Annotated in this window: 13 protein-coding genes; 8 read left to right on the plus strand and 5 right to left on the minus strand. The window is 62.9% G+C overall.

Annotation, left to right across the window (positions count from 1 at the left end):
* The first annotated feature begins 78 nt into the window (after positions 1-78).
* On the plus strand, positions 79-747 hold the full coding sequence (locus tag VXM67_RS14630; protein WP_367237108.1) for a class I SAM-dependent methyltransferase: 669 nt from the start codon (positions 79-81) through the stop codon (positions 745-747).
* A 66-nt stretch (positions 748-813) separates the two neighbouring features.
* Here VXM67_RS14630 and VXM67_RS14635 read toward each other — a convergent pair whose 3' ends face one another.
* Positions 814-1,695 carry a hypothetical protein gene (locus VXM67_RS14635; RefSeq protein WP_104883860.1) on the minus strand — a complete coding sequence of 294 codons (882 nt, stop codon included), beginning with the start codon at positions 1,693-1,695 and terminating at the stop codon, positions 814-816.
* Positions 1,696-1,900: 205 nt separating this feature from the next.
* Between VXM67_RS14635 and VXM67_RS14640 the strand changes: the two genes are divergently transcribed.
* The 4 genes from VXM67_RS14640 to VXM67_RS14655 all read left to right on the plus strand — a co-directional run bounded on the left by VXM67_RS14640 (position 1,901) and on the right by VXM67_RS14655 (position 6,006).
* Positions 1,901-2,881 carry an aliphatic sulfonate ABC transporter substrate-binding protein gene (locus VXM67_RS14640; RefSeq protein WP_023380714.1) on the plus strand — a complete coding sequence of 327 codons (981 nt, stop codon included), beginning with the start codon at positions 1,901-1,903 and terminating at the stop codon, positions 2,879-2,881.
* Positions 2,882-2,897: 16 nt separating this feature from the next.
* Positions 2,898-4,289 (plus strand): LLM class flavin-dependent oxidoreductase, encoded by a 1,392-nt coding sequence (locus VXM67_RS14645; protein ID WP_104881721.1) that lies wholly within the window; start codon positions 2,898-2,900, stop codon positions 4,287-4,289.
* Positions 4,290-4,395: 106 nt separating this feature from the next.
* On the plus strand, positions 4,396-5,232 hold the full coding sequence (locus VXM67_RS14650) for a bifunctional allantoicase/(S)-ureidoglycine aminohydrolase (protein ID WP_023380716.1): 837 nt from the start codon (positions 4,396-4,398) through the stop codon (positions 5,230-5,232).
* Between the two features lie 168 nt (positions 5,233-5,400).
* On the plus strand, positions 5,401-6,006 hold the full coding sequence (locus VXM67_RS14655) for an START domain-containing protein (RefSeq protein ID WP_104881720.1): 606 nt from the start codon (positions 5,401-5,403) through the stop codon (positions 6,004-6,006).
* A gap of 102 nt (positions 6,007-6,108) precedes the next feature.
* Here VXM67_RS14655 and VXM67_RS14660 read toward each other — a convergent pair whose 3' ends face one another.
* The 4 genes from VXM67_RS14660 to VXM67_RS14675 form a co-directional block, all read right to left on the minus strand.
* Positions 6,109-6,816, minus strand: a complete 708-nt coding sequence (locus tag VXM67_RS14660) for an anti-sigma factor (protein ID WP_367237109.1) — start codon at positions 6,814-6,816, stop codon at positions 6,109-6,111.
* Complete coding sequence (locus VXM67_RS14665; RefSeq protein ID WP_027907362.1) at positions 6,813-7,361, minus strand: sigma-70 family RNA polymerase sigma factor; 549 nt, start codon at positions 7,359-7,361, stop codon at positions 6,813-6,815. Before VXM67_RS14665 ends, VXM67_RS14660 begins: the two co-directional genes overlap by 4 nt.
* A 130-nt stretch (positions 7,362-7,491) precedes the next feature.
* Positions 7,492-8,019 carry a DUF3455 domain-containing protein gene (locus VXM67_RS14670; protein ID WP_023380720.1) on the minus strand — a complete coding sequence of 176 codons (528 nt, stop codon included), beginning with the start codon at positions 8,017-8,019 and terminating at the stop codon, positions 7,492-7,494.
* A gap of 317 nt (positions 8,020-8,336) precedes the next feature.
* Entirely contained in the window at positions 8,337-8,816 is a 480-nt protein-coding gene (locus VXM67_RS14675) for an Lrp/AsnC family transcriptional regulator (RefSeq protein WP_027907360.1), read from the minus strand.
* A 160-nt stretch (positions 8,817-8,976) separates the two neighbouring features.
* Between VXM67_RS14675 and VXM67_RS14680 the strand changes: the two genes are divergently transcribed.
* From VXM67_RS14680 to VXM67_RS14690, 3 genes are all read left to right on the plus strand, one after another.
* On the plus strand, positions 8,977-10,803 hold the full coding sequence (locus VXM67_RS14680; RefSeq protein WP_367237111.1) for a tyrosinase family protein: 1,827 nt from the start codon (positions 8,977-8,979) through the stop codon (positions 10,801-10,803).
* A complete protein-coding gene (locus VXM67_RS14685) occupies positions 10,800-12,536 on the plus strand; it encodes a hypothetical protein (RefSeq protein ID WP_023380723.1) in 1,737 nt (578 codons plus the stop codon). Before VXM67_RS14680 ends, VXM67_RS14685 begins: the two co-directional genes overlap by 4 nt.
* 61 nt (positions 12,537-12,597) lie before the next feature.
* The gene (locus VXM67_RS14690; protein ID WP_367237112.1) at positions 12,598-14,202 is read left to right on the plus strand and encodes a hypothetical protein; all 1,605 of its coding nucleotides are present in this window, start codon (positions 12,598-12,600) and stop codon (positions 14,200-14,202) included.
* Positions 14,203-14,261 lie beyond the last annotated feature (59 nt).

Consider the following 14,261-nt stretch of genomic DNA (forward strand, 5'->3'; position numbering starts at 1 on the left):
TAGCAGGCGGCAAAAAGCGATAGCTTACCGCTTTTTATTGCCTATGCTTGAACCGCCTCCCCCTCATTGGACCTTGCCATGTCATCACCCGAGAGCGATCTGCAAGCGAGCTGGCAGCGCAACGCCCAATCCTGGATCGACGCCGTGCGCAGCGGTGCCATAGACAGCAGGCGGCAGGTGACGGACCAGGCGATCTTACTGGCCATTCTCGGTCGTCAACCCAAACGGGTGCTGGACCTGGGCTGTGGCGAGGGCTGGTTGCTGAGGGCACTGGCAGAACGCGGCATCGAGGCCGTGGGGGTCGATGGAGACGACGGATTGGTGCAAGCAGCGCGATCGGCTGGGTCGACACTGGTCTACCAGGCCAATTATGGGCAGTTGGTCGATGCCGAAATAGACGTGGGTTCAGGTTATGACCTGATCTGTGCCAACTTCGCGCTGCTGCATCAGGACATCATCCCGCTGCTGGCGGCCATGAACGCATTGCTCACCCCAGGCGGTGCGCTGGTGGTCCAGACGCTGCACCCCTGGAGCGTGGCTGCCGGGGACTATCAGGATGGCTGGCGAGAGGAATCATTCGCCGGAATGGCCGGGCAGTGGCAGCCGATGCCCTGGTACTTCAGGACCTTGTCCAGTTGGCTGAATGCGCTGGAGATGGCTGGGTTGCAGTTGGTCTGCCTACAAGAGCCCCAGCACCCGCAAAGCAGTGTGCCCCAGTCGTTGTTGATGATTGCGCAGCGCCGTTGACGTCATCGGTACTATCGCCTGCAAGCCGGTGCCTGCTGTGTCACTCCTAAGGAGGCCGTGGGTCATTCACTGCAGTGTCGCGGTGACGGGCGCCACAGGCGGACGCAGGTGCAACACGCGGTCTCGCCCACCTTCAGCCAGCAAGTATCCGCCCTTGCCGTCCGGCACGATCGCCTGGGGCGCTTTGAGGAAGGACAGCACGGTGTGCTGGTCGCCCTGGGCATCGATACGCAGCAACCGTGCACGATGGGTGTTGTCTTCGCTGATCCACAGGCCGCGCTGGTCGCAGAAGAGGAAGGTCGGGTTGCGCAGGCCTTCGACCACCACCGGGTCCTGACCATCGTCGGACACCGCACGCACTTTGCCAGTGGCTTTCTCGGTATACAGCAAGCGCCCGTCGCTGCAGCGGGTCAGGCCTTCAGTTTCAGTCAGGCCCGAGCGCAAGACATCGAGCTGGCCACTGTGCCAGTCGTAACGCAGCAAGCGGCCATTACCTTTGCGGTCTTCGATGGCGTAGAGCGTGTCGCCGTCGTTCCACAGGCCCTGCACACTGTCGCCCTCGAACAGCGCAGTGACCTGACCATCACGGGCAAGGCTTACGGGCGCTCGACCACCTTCCTGGCTGAACACCCATCCCCCTTGGGCGGCCACCATGCCATCTGGCTTGGACAGATGATCGACCAGCACCACCCGGTCGCCTTGGGCAGTGATCTTTAGGATGCTGCCTTTGCCATCGTCCAGTTCGCGGCTGACCAGCAGGCTGCCGTCGGCCTGGGGCAGCAAGGAAGCGGCTTTGTCTACCTGGCGATGCAACACTTCGACGTCCCAACCCTTGGCAGCCTGCACTGGATAGAAGCTCTGCCAGGCGAAGAAACCCAAGGTGGCAGCCAGCAGGCTGGCGGTGGCGGTCAGGGCAATACGCGTGCTGCGCTGGCGCAGGGTGGGCATGGACACAGGCTCCTTGAAATGGCCCGTCGATGCTAGCAAGGCAATGTGAAAAAAATGTCGTTGACACCGCTGAAGGTAATCAACAAAAAGGATATAAAAATAAGAAAACAATCTAACTAAGGAGAATAAAGGAATTGAAAGCAACAGGCCTCCTCCTTAGGCTGGGTTCACGGTTTGCCCTATAAGAACTGAAGGAGCGTCAGCCATGTCCAAACGAACTTTTTCCCCTCTGCGCCGCCTGCTGCTCGGAGGCCTGCTGGCCGGTGTCGCCAGTGCCCTGCTGCCGTGGTCCAACGCCCTGGCCGAAGAGGCCAGGACACTGCGCATCGGTTATCAGAAATTCAACAGCATCAACATTCTCAAAGGCAGCGGCGCACTGGAAAAAGCCCTCGCGCCACAGGGGGTGAACGTCAGCTGGCATGAGTTCGCGGCTGGCCCGCAATTGCTCGAAGCCCTGAGTACCGGCGCCATCGACCTCGGCCACGCCGCCGATGCCCCGTCGGTGTTCGCCCAGGCCGCTGGCAAGCCTGTGGTGTACCTGGCCGCTGAGCAACCCTACCCACGGGGCATCGGTGTGGTGGTGCGCGAGCAGGACAACCTCGGCTCGGTACAAGACCTCAAGGGCAAGCGCGTGGCCACTGGCCGTGGCTGGAACGCCCAGTACCTGCTGGCGGTGGCCCTGGAGCAGGCTGGCCTGAGTTACAGGGACATCACCCCGGCCTATGTCAACAATGCCGCCGATGCGGTGGCAGCCCTGCAGTCGGGCAGCGTCCAGGCCGTCACCCTTTGGGACCCGTTCCTCGCTGCAGCCGAAAGCCAGCCCGGCCTCAAGAACCTGCGCGATGGCAGCGGCCTCTCCAACAACCGCACGTTCTACCTGTCCACCGCAACATTCGCCGACCAGCACCGCGACCTGCTCAAGACCTTCTTCTCCGAGTTGGGCAAAGTCAGCCAGTGGGCCAACGCCAAACCGGGGGAAGTTGCAGCCTTGCTGGCACCGCAATTGGGTATCGACGCCAAGGTGCTGGAAGTGGCCAGCGAGCGGCGCAACTACAACGCCGTGGCCATCACTGCGCAGATCGTCGCCGAGCAGCAGAAACTGGCCGACACCTTCCAGGGCCTGGGCCTGATTCCGCACAAGCTGCACGTGGCCGACGCGGTCTACCCAGCCTCCGTGCTGCCCTGAGCGGAGCTTGCCTACCATGCCACGCCCGATCCGCTTCAACGCCTTCAGCATGAACGCTGCCAGCCATCAGTCCCCCGGCCTGTGGCGACACCCGCGCAACACCAGCGTGGCGTTCAATCGCCTCGACTACTGGACCGACTTGGCCCGCCTGCTGGAGCGCGGACTGTTCGACGCCTTGTTCATCGCCGATGTACTGGGGATCTACGACGTGTACCAGGGCGGGCCACAGGCAGCCCTGCGCGGTGGTGTACAGGTGCCGGTCAACGACCCGTTGCTGCTGGTGCCGGCCATGGCCGGGGTGACCGAGCACCTGGGTTTTGGCGTGACTTTCTCGCTGACGTACGAGCACCCCTACCCGTTCGCCCGGCGCATGTCGACGCTCGACCACCTGAGCAACGGCCGGGTGGGCTGGAACATCGTCACCGGGTATCTGGACAGTGCCGCGCGCAACCTGGGCCTTGCCCGGCAATTGGGTCATGACCAGCGCTACGACCTGGCCGAGGAGTACCTGGAGGTGTTGTACAAGCTCTGGGAAAAAAGCTGGGACGAGGACGCCGTGGTGCTGGAGCGCGAGACGGGCCGCTACGTCGAGCCGTCCAAAGTGCACGCCATCGGCCATCTGGGCGAGCACTTCCAGGTCCCAGGCATGCACCTGAGCCAACCGTCGCCGCAGCGCACCCCGGTACTGTTCCAGGCTGGCGCCTCGGCGCGCGGCCAGCAGTTCGCCGCGCGCCACGCCGAATGTGTGTTCATCAGTGGGCCGACGCCCACGGTGTTGCGCCGCTATGCCGAAGGCATCCGTCAGGCCAGTGACGCACAGGGTCGCGGGCGTGATGAGGTGTTGATCTACGCCCAGGCACTGTTGATCGTGGCGCCAACGCGGCAAGAGGCCGAGGCACGTTTTGCCCAATACAGACGCTATGTCGACCTGGATGCCGCCCTGGCCCTGCTATCGGGCTGGACCGGTATCGACTTCGCAGGCCTGGACCCGGACGCGCCCATCGAGTACGTCGAGAACGACGCCGGCCGCGCCGCGCTGGCCGCGTTCACCGCCGCCGACCCGAACCGCCGCTGGACCGTACGCGAAGCCGCCGAGTTCATCGGCTTGGGCGGGCGTGGTCCGGTGCTGATCGGCTCGCCCGGCGAAGTTGCCGACCAACTGGAAACCTGGCTCGACCAAACCGGTATCGACGGATTCAACCTGACCTATGCGGTGCAACCGGACGACCTGACCAACGTGGTGGAGCTGCTGGTGCCGGAGCTCCAACACCGTGGCCGCTACCCCACGGCCTATACGGAGGGCACCTTGCGGCACAAGTTGTTCGGTCAAGGCGCGCACCTACCCGGGGCGCACGCTGGGCGTCAGGTCAGCATTCAGCCGGCAAATACCGGGTATTCCAACATTTAATTTGTGGATGATACAGGCTCGCCCCTATGCTGTCCGTGCATCCCCTGCGCCGCACCGGCCGGTGCGGTTCACGGCACGGGGAGAGAACAACAAGTCGAGATTGTCCATGTCGAATCATTCGTACTTCGCCCCCCACGGTGGGCACCCGGCTCAGACCGAGCTGTTGACTGACCGTGCCATGTTCACCGAAGCCTATGCCGTCATCCCTAAAGGCGTGATGCGTGACATCGTCACCAGCCACCTGCCGTTCTGGGACAAGATGCGCATGTGGGTCATCGCCCGCCCGCTGACTGGCTTTGCCGAGACCTTCTCGCAGTACATCGTCGAAGTGGCCCCGGAAGGCGGCAGCGAGCGCCCGGAACTGGACCCTAACGCCGAAGCCGTGGTATTCGTCGTCGAAGGCGAAATCGACATCACCGTCGAGGGCAAGCACCACACCCTGGGCCAAGGTGGCTATGCCTTCCTCGCCCCTGGCGCCGAGTGGAGCCTGCGCAACAACAGCAAGGCCAACTGCACCTTCCACTGGCTGCGCAAGCACTACCAGAAAGTCGAAGGCCTGGACGTGCCGGAATCCTTCGTGACCCACCGCGACAACGCCACCGTCATTGAAATGCCGGGCACCGAAGGCCGTTGGGTTACCACCCGCTTCGTCGACATGGCCGACATGCGCCATGACATGCACGTCAACATCGTGACCTTCCAACCGGGCGGCGTGATTCCGTTCGCTGAAACCCACGTCATGGAGCATGGCCTGTACGTGCTGGAAGGCAAGGCGGTGTACCGCTTGAACCAGGATTGGGTCGAAGTGGAAGCCGGCGACTTCATGTGGCTGCGCGCCTTCTGCCCGCAAGCCTGCTATGCCGGTGGCCCAGGCAAGTTCAGCTACCTGCTGTACAAGGACGTCAACCGCCACGTGCACCTGACCCTCAACCCACAGCGTTGAGCCCAGGCTGACGGCCATCGATCACGCCGACTGCCACAGGAACGAGCAGGTCCTGTAGCAGTCGGTTCGCCGGCGCAGCGCTACCTCGCAGCCCCATGCCACTGGCGCTTGTGGCGCGCTTTTTCTTTGCCGCGCATACTGCTACTCCCCCCTTGCGCGGTGTCCATCATGCTCCGCTACCGCCTGTTCGCTGCCCTGCTTTCTCTCTCGCCCATCGGCCCGCTGGCCGCTGAAGACTGGAACCTGGCCTATGACCGCGAAGGCATCAAGGTGTACCTGAGCGCTGTCACCGACTCACCCTACCAGCAGTTTCGCGGCGTCAGCCGGATGAAAGCCAGCGTGCGCACCCTCACCGACCTGCAGGAAAACCTGCGTGTCGCCTGCAAATGGCTCTACGCCTGCGCCCAAATGCGTCTGCTGGAGGTAGCAGGCGACAGCACCTGGGTCTACCTCACTACCAACCTGCCCTGGCCCACCATGCCGCGTGACATCGTGGTGAAGGTGACTACCGAGCGCCTGGAAGACGGCACCCTGTTCCGTCATCTGAGCGCCGACCCGGACAAGCTGCCCGAGGTGCCGGGACTCATTCGCGTACGACGGCTCAGTGGACAATGGATCATGAAGCCGTTGGGTGAGCGCGATACCGAAGTGACCTATGCCCTACAGGCAGATCCCGCCGGGGATGTACCCGGTTGGCTGGCCAACCGTTTCGTGGTGGATGCGCCAGTGGTCACCCTGCGCACGTTACGCGCCGTGGCTGAGCGCCAGCGTTGAGGCCAGGCCCGCGCATGTGGTTGCTACGCGGTGCCAGCAAGCGCCGCCAGCGAGGGCCTGCACCTGGGTTTCGCGGGCAAGCCCACGCCCGGCCCGCCCGGATCAGATCACCTTGACTGCACGGCCGATGAACTTTACCGGGCCCGTGGGGGCACCGGTAGGAGACCCTCCCGCTTTTTCAAGCGTCAACTCGAACAACTGGTTCGGCTCGAGCGCTGGCAGGCGCTTCACAGGCACACGGTAGGGCTCGCCCGGCTTGACCAACCCCAGCGAAACAGGTGCGCGCCACTGTTCACCTTTGGTCCAGAACTGCAAGGTCATGCCATCGGGCACAGTATCGCGGCCAAGGGGTATCAGTTCGATCATCCGCGCATCATTGGCGTGCACTACCCAGCCAGGGGCTTGGCCCGACGGCGCCACGAGCACGACTACATAGGTGGTCTCCGGTGGTGTGCGGGTCCACAGCGCCAGGGCCAGAAGCAAGCTTGCAGCCAGCCCGGCAGCACTCAAGCCTTGCCACAGGCCGACGCGGCGCCACCGACTGGCATAGCGCGGACCTGGAGATTGGGACTCGTCAAGGCTGCGCTCAATGCGCCACCATAGGCGACGCGGGGGCTCGAGGGGCTCGGCCAGCTGGGTCAATGCGAGCAGTCGGGCCTCCCAAGACTCGACCGCAGCGCGTGCGGCGGGCTCTGCTGAAAGCCGCGCGTGCAAGGCGGCACGCTGCTCTGCATCCAGGGTTCCCAGGACGTACTCGGCCGCCAGATCGTCCAGCTCCTGATCACCTGCATCCACTGGGGTACCTTTCATGTCATGCACTCCCGCAAGGCCTTCAGGCTGCGCTTGATCCATGCCTTCACAGTGCCCAAGGGGGCGCCGAGCAGAATCGCGATTTCAGCGTTGCTACAGCCATCGACATAAGCGTGCAAGATGCAGCGCTGCGCGGCGGGCTGCAGTCGCTCAAGGCAGCGGTAGATCTTCGTCGACCCTGACCATAACTGCATGTCGCCACCGTCGGCCGGCAGCGTCAGCGCGGCCACCATGGAGGTTTCGTCCAGGTCGGTTTGGCAACGACTGTCGCGCACGTAGTTCAAGGCCAGGTGACGCGTGACGCTGTAAACCCAGCCGCGCGCTGAACCTCGCGTCGAATCGTAACTGGCGGCGCGCGTCCAGATGCGCAAGAAGGCATCGTGAACGATGTCTTGCGCTGCCGCCGGGTCCCGCGCGATGCGTTGAACGACCCCGAGCAAGCGGGCCCCCTCATGCTCGTACAGCGCCTGTAAGGCGCGGCGGTCTCCCTGGGCGCAGGCAGCGAGGCAGCCCTCGTAGTCAAAAGCAACAGCGGGCGCGTTCAAAGGTGGGACGCTCCTTTCATCATGCTCACGACGATGCCCCTGGCAACCCGCCAGGGGCTCGTCCAGCAGCGTAGCTGAGCAATGGAGACAGCGCTTCAAGCCCTGGTTACCCAGGCCGTCGGGTGGATCGTCACTTGGCTGACCAGAACACGTAGTCCGCCTGGTACTTGACGATCTGCTGCGCCCCTTTGTTTTGCTCCGTGCAACTCACCGCCGGTGCCACACCGCCACGGGTGGCGAGGCGCTGTATGTAGCTGACGCCTTGCATGGCGCCCGCACCGTCTGCCGGGTTAGCTTTGACCAGTTGATAAGGCAGGTCGCCTTTGGCCGCAGGCGCAACGGCGAGCTGGGTGCCAGTCACTTTCGAGCCATCCTTGGCTTGCCAGGTGGCGGGCGGACCGAAATAGTCACCCACTGGCTTACCAGCGCGGTCATTCAGAACGGCTTTGGGGCCAATGAAGAACCATTCTGTTTGACCTGGCGCATTGGCCTTGTCTCTGCACTCGTAGGTAATGTCCCCCACCCCCACGGTTTCCAGCATGACTTTGTGGCCGTCGGGTACCTTGACGGCATCCGGAATGCCAGACTGGGCATGGACGGGGGTAACCCCGAGTGCAAGACAAATCGCGAGCATTGCGGTTACGGGCTTGGTGCTCATAAGGAAGCTCCTGAAGAGGGTATCGGCAGCGCGATGAGCGACTGCCTGATAATCACTACCCGCCAACTGCCGATATGGATGCACTGCCGCGAAAAAATAGAGGGGCCGGAAGAGACCTCGAATGGATAAGGGCCAATGGCGACTGCGCAGAAAGGTCTTTTGGTTTCCGCGAGGAAGCAGCAGGGTATGTTCCTGCAACTGCTCATCCCGCTGATGTCGAGCAGCTCATCACGCGTCAGTGGATGGGGCTGGGAAATGGAAAGAGAGACCCACCGTGCGAATCTGCGATGGTTGCCCTTCATTCAGCTAACACAACGTCAGACATCGACGGCCCGGTGTAACCCACCTTCCAGCGGTAGCTCGTAGGATTTCTTCACCGTACGCACCACCAGGGTGGAAGAGTAAGTGCGAATCGGAATATCCCGGTACGTATCGAGAAACCGGTAGATGTAGTCGGTGTACTCGGTGGCGTCGCGAAACTTGGCAACCATCACGAAATCGAACTCGCCGGTCATCAGGTAGCAATCCTGGATCTCCGGGTGGCTGGCGAGGATGTGCTGCATCTTGCGGTCGATGTCGTTGCTGTCGCGATCGAGCTTGACCAGAAAGAACGCGGTCACCTGAATTCCCAGTTTGCGCTCGTCCAGTATGGCGACCTTGGCCTTGATGATGCCGGCGCTCTCCAATCGCCTGATCCGCCGGTAGCAACTGGTGGAAGACAGCCCGACGCTGTCGCTGAGCAATTCCAGATTCTGGCTGCAATCCTTTTGCAGCTTTCCAAGAATCTTCAGATCCATGGCGTCTGTCATTTTTCCCGTGTCTTCCTTGAAAAACTGCAATGAATCCGCCACGAGGACGCGCCAATTTGCACGATTCCCTGCGGGCTGGCTCTTTACCATCAACTGAGCTTAGCAGCCCGGCCAAATCTGGCCCGCAGGGCCGCATGAGAGGGACCTCATGATCATTGCCAAACCCACATGGGCCGCGGACATCCACGGCCTTTTCACCGCCCCGTACTGGATTCCCGCCGCGCAGCGAGCGGACGTGGCCGCCTCTTGGATCGGGTGCATGAATGCCTATTTCGTGTATCTGGACGACCCTGGGTCGGTAAAGGCCTGGTCAGAAACCATTTACCAGCACCTCGCCTCGCGCAACATGCCGCTGACGCTGGACCAGCAGCAGTTCTGGCCAATCGATGCGCTGGAAACCTTCAGGTTGTGGGTCAACCAGGGCTGGCGCCTGGACGACAGTTCTCCCTTCGACCTGGCCGAGCGCATCCCACCGCCGGACCTGCCGCAGCCGGTCAAGCGGGTGAGGCAGGACATCCGCGCCCTGAGCCTGGAGGAGCTGAACCTGTACCGCGCGCGCTTGGACGACGTGATGCACGTGGGCGCCCCTGACAGCGGCTCGCCCTGGCAACGTTACGCCTATATCCACACCAATTGGTGCCTGCATTATCAGGAGGCCTTTGCGCTCTGGCATCGGGCCTACCTGTTGTACCTCGAAGAACTGATCGACTGCGCAATCCCGTACTGGGACTGGATGGCCGAAGACGCCAGCGTCGATGGCAGCGCGCAAGCCGGCCTGCCCCAGGCCTTCCTCGATGAAACCTATGTGCACCCGCACACCGGCCAGACCCGGCCCAACCCCTTGCGCTATGCGGCTGCCAAGGATGGCTGTTCCAAGGTCTGCGCCAGCGGCGCGGGCGACGGGGTGGATTGCCGGTACGTACAGCGCGATCCATTGTTCTACACCCATGGCGACGAGTCGCGCTTCGCTCGCACGCGCTTGTTCGGCATGAGCCGGATCTTCCAGCAGCAGGTGGTCGATGCCCTGAAGTTCGCCACCTTCAGCCAGCCACAGGGCGTGCCCGGCTATCCATGGGCCAACATTCCAGTGTTCGATCCACCCCAGGAAGACCGCCTGTACCCCAATCGCAGCCTCAACTTCGATGGCCTGTACGAGCAACCTCATGACAACTACCACGGTTGGATCGGCGGCGACATGGCCGATAACGCCTACACCGCGTTCGATCCGGTGTTTTGCTCCTACCACGCCAACATCGACCGCATGCTCGAAGTCTGGATCAGGGCCCACCCCGGGGCGCAATTCACCACGCAGTGCCTGCTCCAGCCGTTCGTTGGGCGTGACGCCACGCAACTCAACTTCACCACTGCCGACCCTTGGCGCTACACCACCCTGGGTGACATGGCCCAGGACAGCCGACACATCGGTTACGACTACGGCGTGCCGGTAGCCCCGCAGTTTGGCGCACCCAAGGCAGCCAACAGTGCCTGCTGCAAGCACAGCGCAACATCCGCCTCGACTGCGGATACCGCTGCAGGGCCCGGGCCGTGGGTGGTGTTCGACCATGTTCGTTGCACCCATGACACCTACCTGATCGACGTATTCCTCGACCAGCCCGACGCCAGTGCGCAACACGTAAGCGCCGACAACCCTCATTACGTGGGGCGCTTCAGCCGTATCGGCATGGGGTTGGTGGACGACAAGGGCCGCTGCATCACCCACGGCGTGTCCCGCGCACTGAATGCGGCCCGCAATGCCAGCGCGCTGGGTCTCTCGCCCGACGCTACGACGCCGTTATCGCTGGTGGTCACACATGTGGACAGCGGCCGCGTGCTGACACCCGACCAATACACGACCCTGCCTGGATTCATCGCCCGACTGGTGTGGGATGACCCGCGCCAAACCCCTGCCGGTCCGCCCCCGGTGACCGGCTGTTGTTCTGCTTCCACCTCACGCCTACCAGGAGAACCGACATGAGCACGTCCTTCACACAGTTCACCTCGCCCGCCGGCCAAGCCCCCAAGGACTACAACAAGCTGGGCCTGGAAGACCAGTTGCCGCAGTTTGAAACCGACTGGAACAACAACCTCACCGGCTGGACCCAATCGTCCATCATCGGCAACCCCTGGTCCAACCTTAACGACGCCCCCCGCTCGGGTTACTACAATCCGCTCGTCGAAGGCTTCGGTGACGTGACTGTCCCCGCGATCACCTGGGCGCCCTTCCCCAACCGGCTCTGGACGTTTTTCTACAACAACGGTGCGGCGATCGTTCCCCAACTGGGCGGCAACGCCATGACTCTGGAGCAGGTGATGGAATTGGCCGATCACGGCCAGATCACCCTCAACAACACCCTCTACAAACTCTACGATCCCGACAACCAAGGGACCTTGCTGCAACTGCCGGCCAAGCGCTGCCCCAGCATCGACTGGAAAGGCCAGTACACGGCGTTCTCGCCCTCCGGCCCACGGGGCTGGCTCGACGAGTACTGCGAGTGGTCCATCGTGCGCGATACCGACGGCAACATGCGCAAGATCACATTCACCTGCGAAAACCCCGCCTATTTCCTGGCCATGTGGCGCATCGATCCGAACGCGGTACTGGGCCTGTACCGGGACTACATCGACCCGAACGTGCAACTCGAAGACCTGTACCTGCGCTATGCCGTCGATTGCCCGACCGGCAAGGCCGGAGATCCAGTGATCGACCCCACCACCGGCCAGCCGGCCTATGACACGGTCAACAAATGGAACGCCGGTACGGCCTGTGTACCCGGCCAGTACGGCGGCGCGATGCACCTGACGTCCGGCCCCAACACCCTCAGTGCCGAGGTGTACCTGGCTGCCGCCGCCACCCTCCTGCGACCGGTGAGCAGCAGCCAGAACGCCCAGTCGCTGATCTGCTGCGCGCAGTACGGACAGAACTATCGCAACTCCGACCCGCACATCGGCTTCATGGCCAATACCAAGGCGGTGAACAATCGGCTGTCGCTGACCAACCCCATTGGCCTGTACCTGCAACAGCCCACCGATTTCAGCGCCTGGAAAGGCCCGCAGGGCCAGGACGTGAGCCAGTATTGGCGCATCACGCGCGGCACGGCCAAGTCGGCGGCCAACGGCTCCGACCAGATCCTGCAGGCGGTGTTCGAGGTTCCGCAAAGCGCAGGCTTCTCGATCAATGACATCACCATCAATGGCCAACGGGTCGACTATGTGTGGGTCATCGCCCAACAACTGCTGGTGGGCCTGAGCGTCACCGCCAAGCCGATCACCGTCACACCCCCGTCGTTCCCTTGCGTACAGGCGCGGGTTGAGGGGCTGCAACCCTGGCCGGTTCAACTGCTGCCAGTAGACCTGTTCTACGGACAATCACCCACCGACCTGCCCGCCTGGCTTGCACCGGGCAGCAGCAACTCGTTCGTACTGGTGGTGCAGGGCGCCGACCCGAGCACCACGACGCAGAATGCACGGGTGCAATTCTCCAACCCCGGCATCACGGCGCAGGTCACCCACTACCTGCCAGACGCATCCGCCATTCCCGGACAGACCAACTCCGGCGGTACCCAGGCCTACATCCTCACCATCACGGTGAGCCCGACGGCAGCACCCGGTCTGGTCATGGTGCGCGCGCTCAATCCGGGCGAAGACGCGAACGTGAGCGCGGCCGATCACCCTTGGGAGGCCGGCCTGGCGCTGGTGCCCGGCGCCTGAACCACGCCCCTCTCGTGCCGCACCTTCGGGTGCGGCTTCACAGCTTGCAAGGAGCGCAATGATGTCCAGGTCACGCTTCAGTCTCATCTCGCTGTTGAGCGGCATGTTGCTGTATCTGTCGGCCCTGCCTCCCGCTGCGGCAGCCACGATGTCGGATGCCGACAGCTGTGTGCAGCAGCAATTGGTGTTCAATCCGGCCAGTGGAGGGTTCCTGCCGGTCAACAACTTCAATGCCACCAACCAGGCGTTCATGAACTGTTTTGCCTGGCAGTTGTTCATCGCCCTGAACTGGCCGGTCAATCCCGGCTGGCCTGCCACCGCCAGCCTGGCGGGTGAACCCGACATGAACAGCACCCTGGCGCAATTCGGAGTGCCCTCTTCCCCAGGGCAACCCATGAGCGTGGCGCCCGTGTGGGCCAGCTACAAAGATGCCAACGACATCTTCCTGCCCGGCGCGCCCACGCCCACCGGTTGGGGCGTGCAAACCATGGTACCGTCCGGTTGCAGCACCCAGGGCAGTCTGAAGGCCCTGAAGGTAGGTGCACGCAAGTTCATGAATGCCACCTCAGAAGGCGCGATCAACGCCTTGCATGGTTTCCACCTCTCGACCGGGACGGTCGCTTCTATTCCCGACCCCGTCATGGAAGCGTCCGGCGGCTGGCTGACGGACCAGTCTGGCAACTTGGTGTTCTTTGAACGCAAAGTGGGCAAGGCCGAGTTCGACTACATCGTCGAGAAGGGGCTCTATGATGCCGCCAATCAGTTGAAGGTCGCGCAAAACCTCGATGGCAATACACCGGAAGGCCTGTCGCTGCCCCTCGGCGAGCCAATGCGTTCGCTGCCGCCGACCCCTGTGCCACAGGAGCAGCTGGGCGCGCTTGAGCTCAAGGCCGCGTGGCGTGTGCTGACCGGCAAACCCGAGCTGTTCGGGCGCTACCTGACCACCGTCGCCTGGCTCAAACGCCCCGACACACTGGAGTGCACCCAGGAAGTGGTGGGGCTGGTGGGCCTGCATATCATCAACAAGACCCAGGCGTCGCCCAATTTCATCTGGACCACCTTCGAGCAGGTGGACAACGTGCCCGAACCGGACCAGGCCCCGCCGCAAGGAACCCCGCCGAACGGTTTCTCTTTCAACAACCCCGACTGTGGGAGCGGCCCTGCGTGTGAACCCAATGTGGCTCGTATCCAGTGCAAGCAATACCACCCCGACAAGGACTGCACCGATCTCTTTCCACGCGACCAGCCGGTACAGACCACCCGTGAGCACCCCGTCCCCAGCGACCTGCAAGCCCTGAACAGCGCGGTGCAATCCAACTTTGCACAGCAGACCCACGGCCAGTCGGTGTTCCAGTACTACAAGCTGATCAACGTACTGTGGACCCTCGCGCCCAATCCTCCCAGCCCGGAGCCGGGCGCCAATGCCCAGGTGCCGCTGTCATACGGGCCGTTCATCAGTCAGGGCAACGTGCCGGTGGCCAACACCACCATGGAGACTTACGTACAGGGCGATGACTGCAACAAATGCCATCAGTACGCGACGATTGCCGGCAGCCCCTCCTTGGCCTCGGACTTCTCCTTCCTGTTCAACAGCGCGAGTTCCGCCGGCCATAAAAGCCTGATCAAGCGCGTCAAAGCCTTCGAAACGCTCACGGACCGCCCCTGACGCGCAAATGAGGTGATCGCTGTTCGCACCGAACTGGGCCCCGGAGCCGGTGACGCAGG

The sequence above is a fragment of the Pseudomonas sp. Rh2 genome, assembly GCF_040762985.1.
In the GTDB taxonomy this organism is placed as follows: domain Bacteria; phylum Pseudomonadota; class Gammaproteobacteria; order Pseudomonadales; family Pseudomonadaceae; genus Aquipseudomonas; species Aquipseudomonas taiwanensis.

Excerpts from the sequence above, each read along its gene's own strand:
- VXM67_RS14630 (WP_367237108.1), top strand. The coding sequence starts at position 79 with ATGTCATCACCCGAGAGCGATCTGCAAGCGAGCTGGCAGCGCAACGCC.
- VXM67_RS14635 (WP_104883860.1), bottom strand. The coding sequence starts at position 1,695 with ATGCCCACCCTGCGCCAGCGCAGCACGCGTATTGCCCTGACCGCCACC.
- VXM67_RS14640 (WP_023380714.1), top strand. The coding sequence starts at position 1,901 with ATGTCCAAACGAACTTTTTCCCCTCTGCGCCGCCTGCTGCTCGGAGGC.
- VXM67_RS14645 (WP_104881721.1), top strand. The coding sequence starts at position 2,898 with ATGCCACGCCCGATCCGCTTCAACGCCTTCAGCATGAACGCTGCCAGC.
- VXM67_RS14650 (WP_023380716.1), top strand. The coding sequence starts at position 4,396 with ATGTCGAATCATTCGTACTTCGCCCCCCACGGTGGGCACCCGGCTCAG.
- VXM67_RS14655 (WP_104881720.1), top strand. The coding sequence starts at position 5,401 with ATGCTCCGCTACCGCCTGTTCGCTGCCCTGCTTTCTCTCTCGCCCATC.
- VXM67_RS14660 (WP_367237109.1), bottom strand. The coding sequence starts at position 6,816 with ATGAAAGGTACCCCAGTGGATGCAGGTGATCAGGAGCTGGACGATCTG.
- VXM67_RS14670 (WP_023380720.1), bottom strand. The coding sequence starts at position 8,019 with ATGAGCACCAAGCCCGTAACCGCAATGCTCGCGATTTGTCTTGCACTC.
- VXM67_RS14675 (WP_027907360.1), bottom strand. The coding sequence starts at position 8,816 with ATGGATCTGAAGATTCTTGGAAAGCTGCAAAAGGATTGCAGCCAGAAT.
- VXM67_RS14680 (WP_367237111.1), top strand. The coding sequence starts at position 8,977 with ATGATCATTGCCAAACCCACATGGGCCGCGGACATCCACGGCCTTTTC.
- VXM67_RS14685 (WP_023380723.1), top strand. The coding sequence starts at position 10,800 with ATGAGCACGTCCTTCACACAGTTCACCTCGCCCGCCGGCCAAGCCCCC.
- VXM67_RS14690 (WP_367237112.1), top strand. The coding sequence starts at position 12,598 with ATGTCCAGGTCACGCTTCAGTCTCATCTCGCTGTTGAGCGGCATGTTG.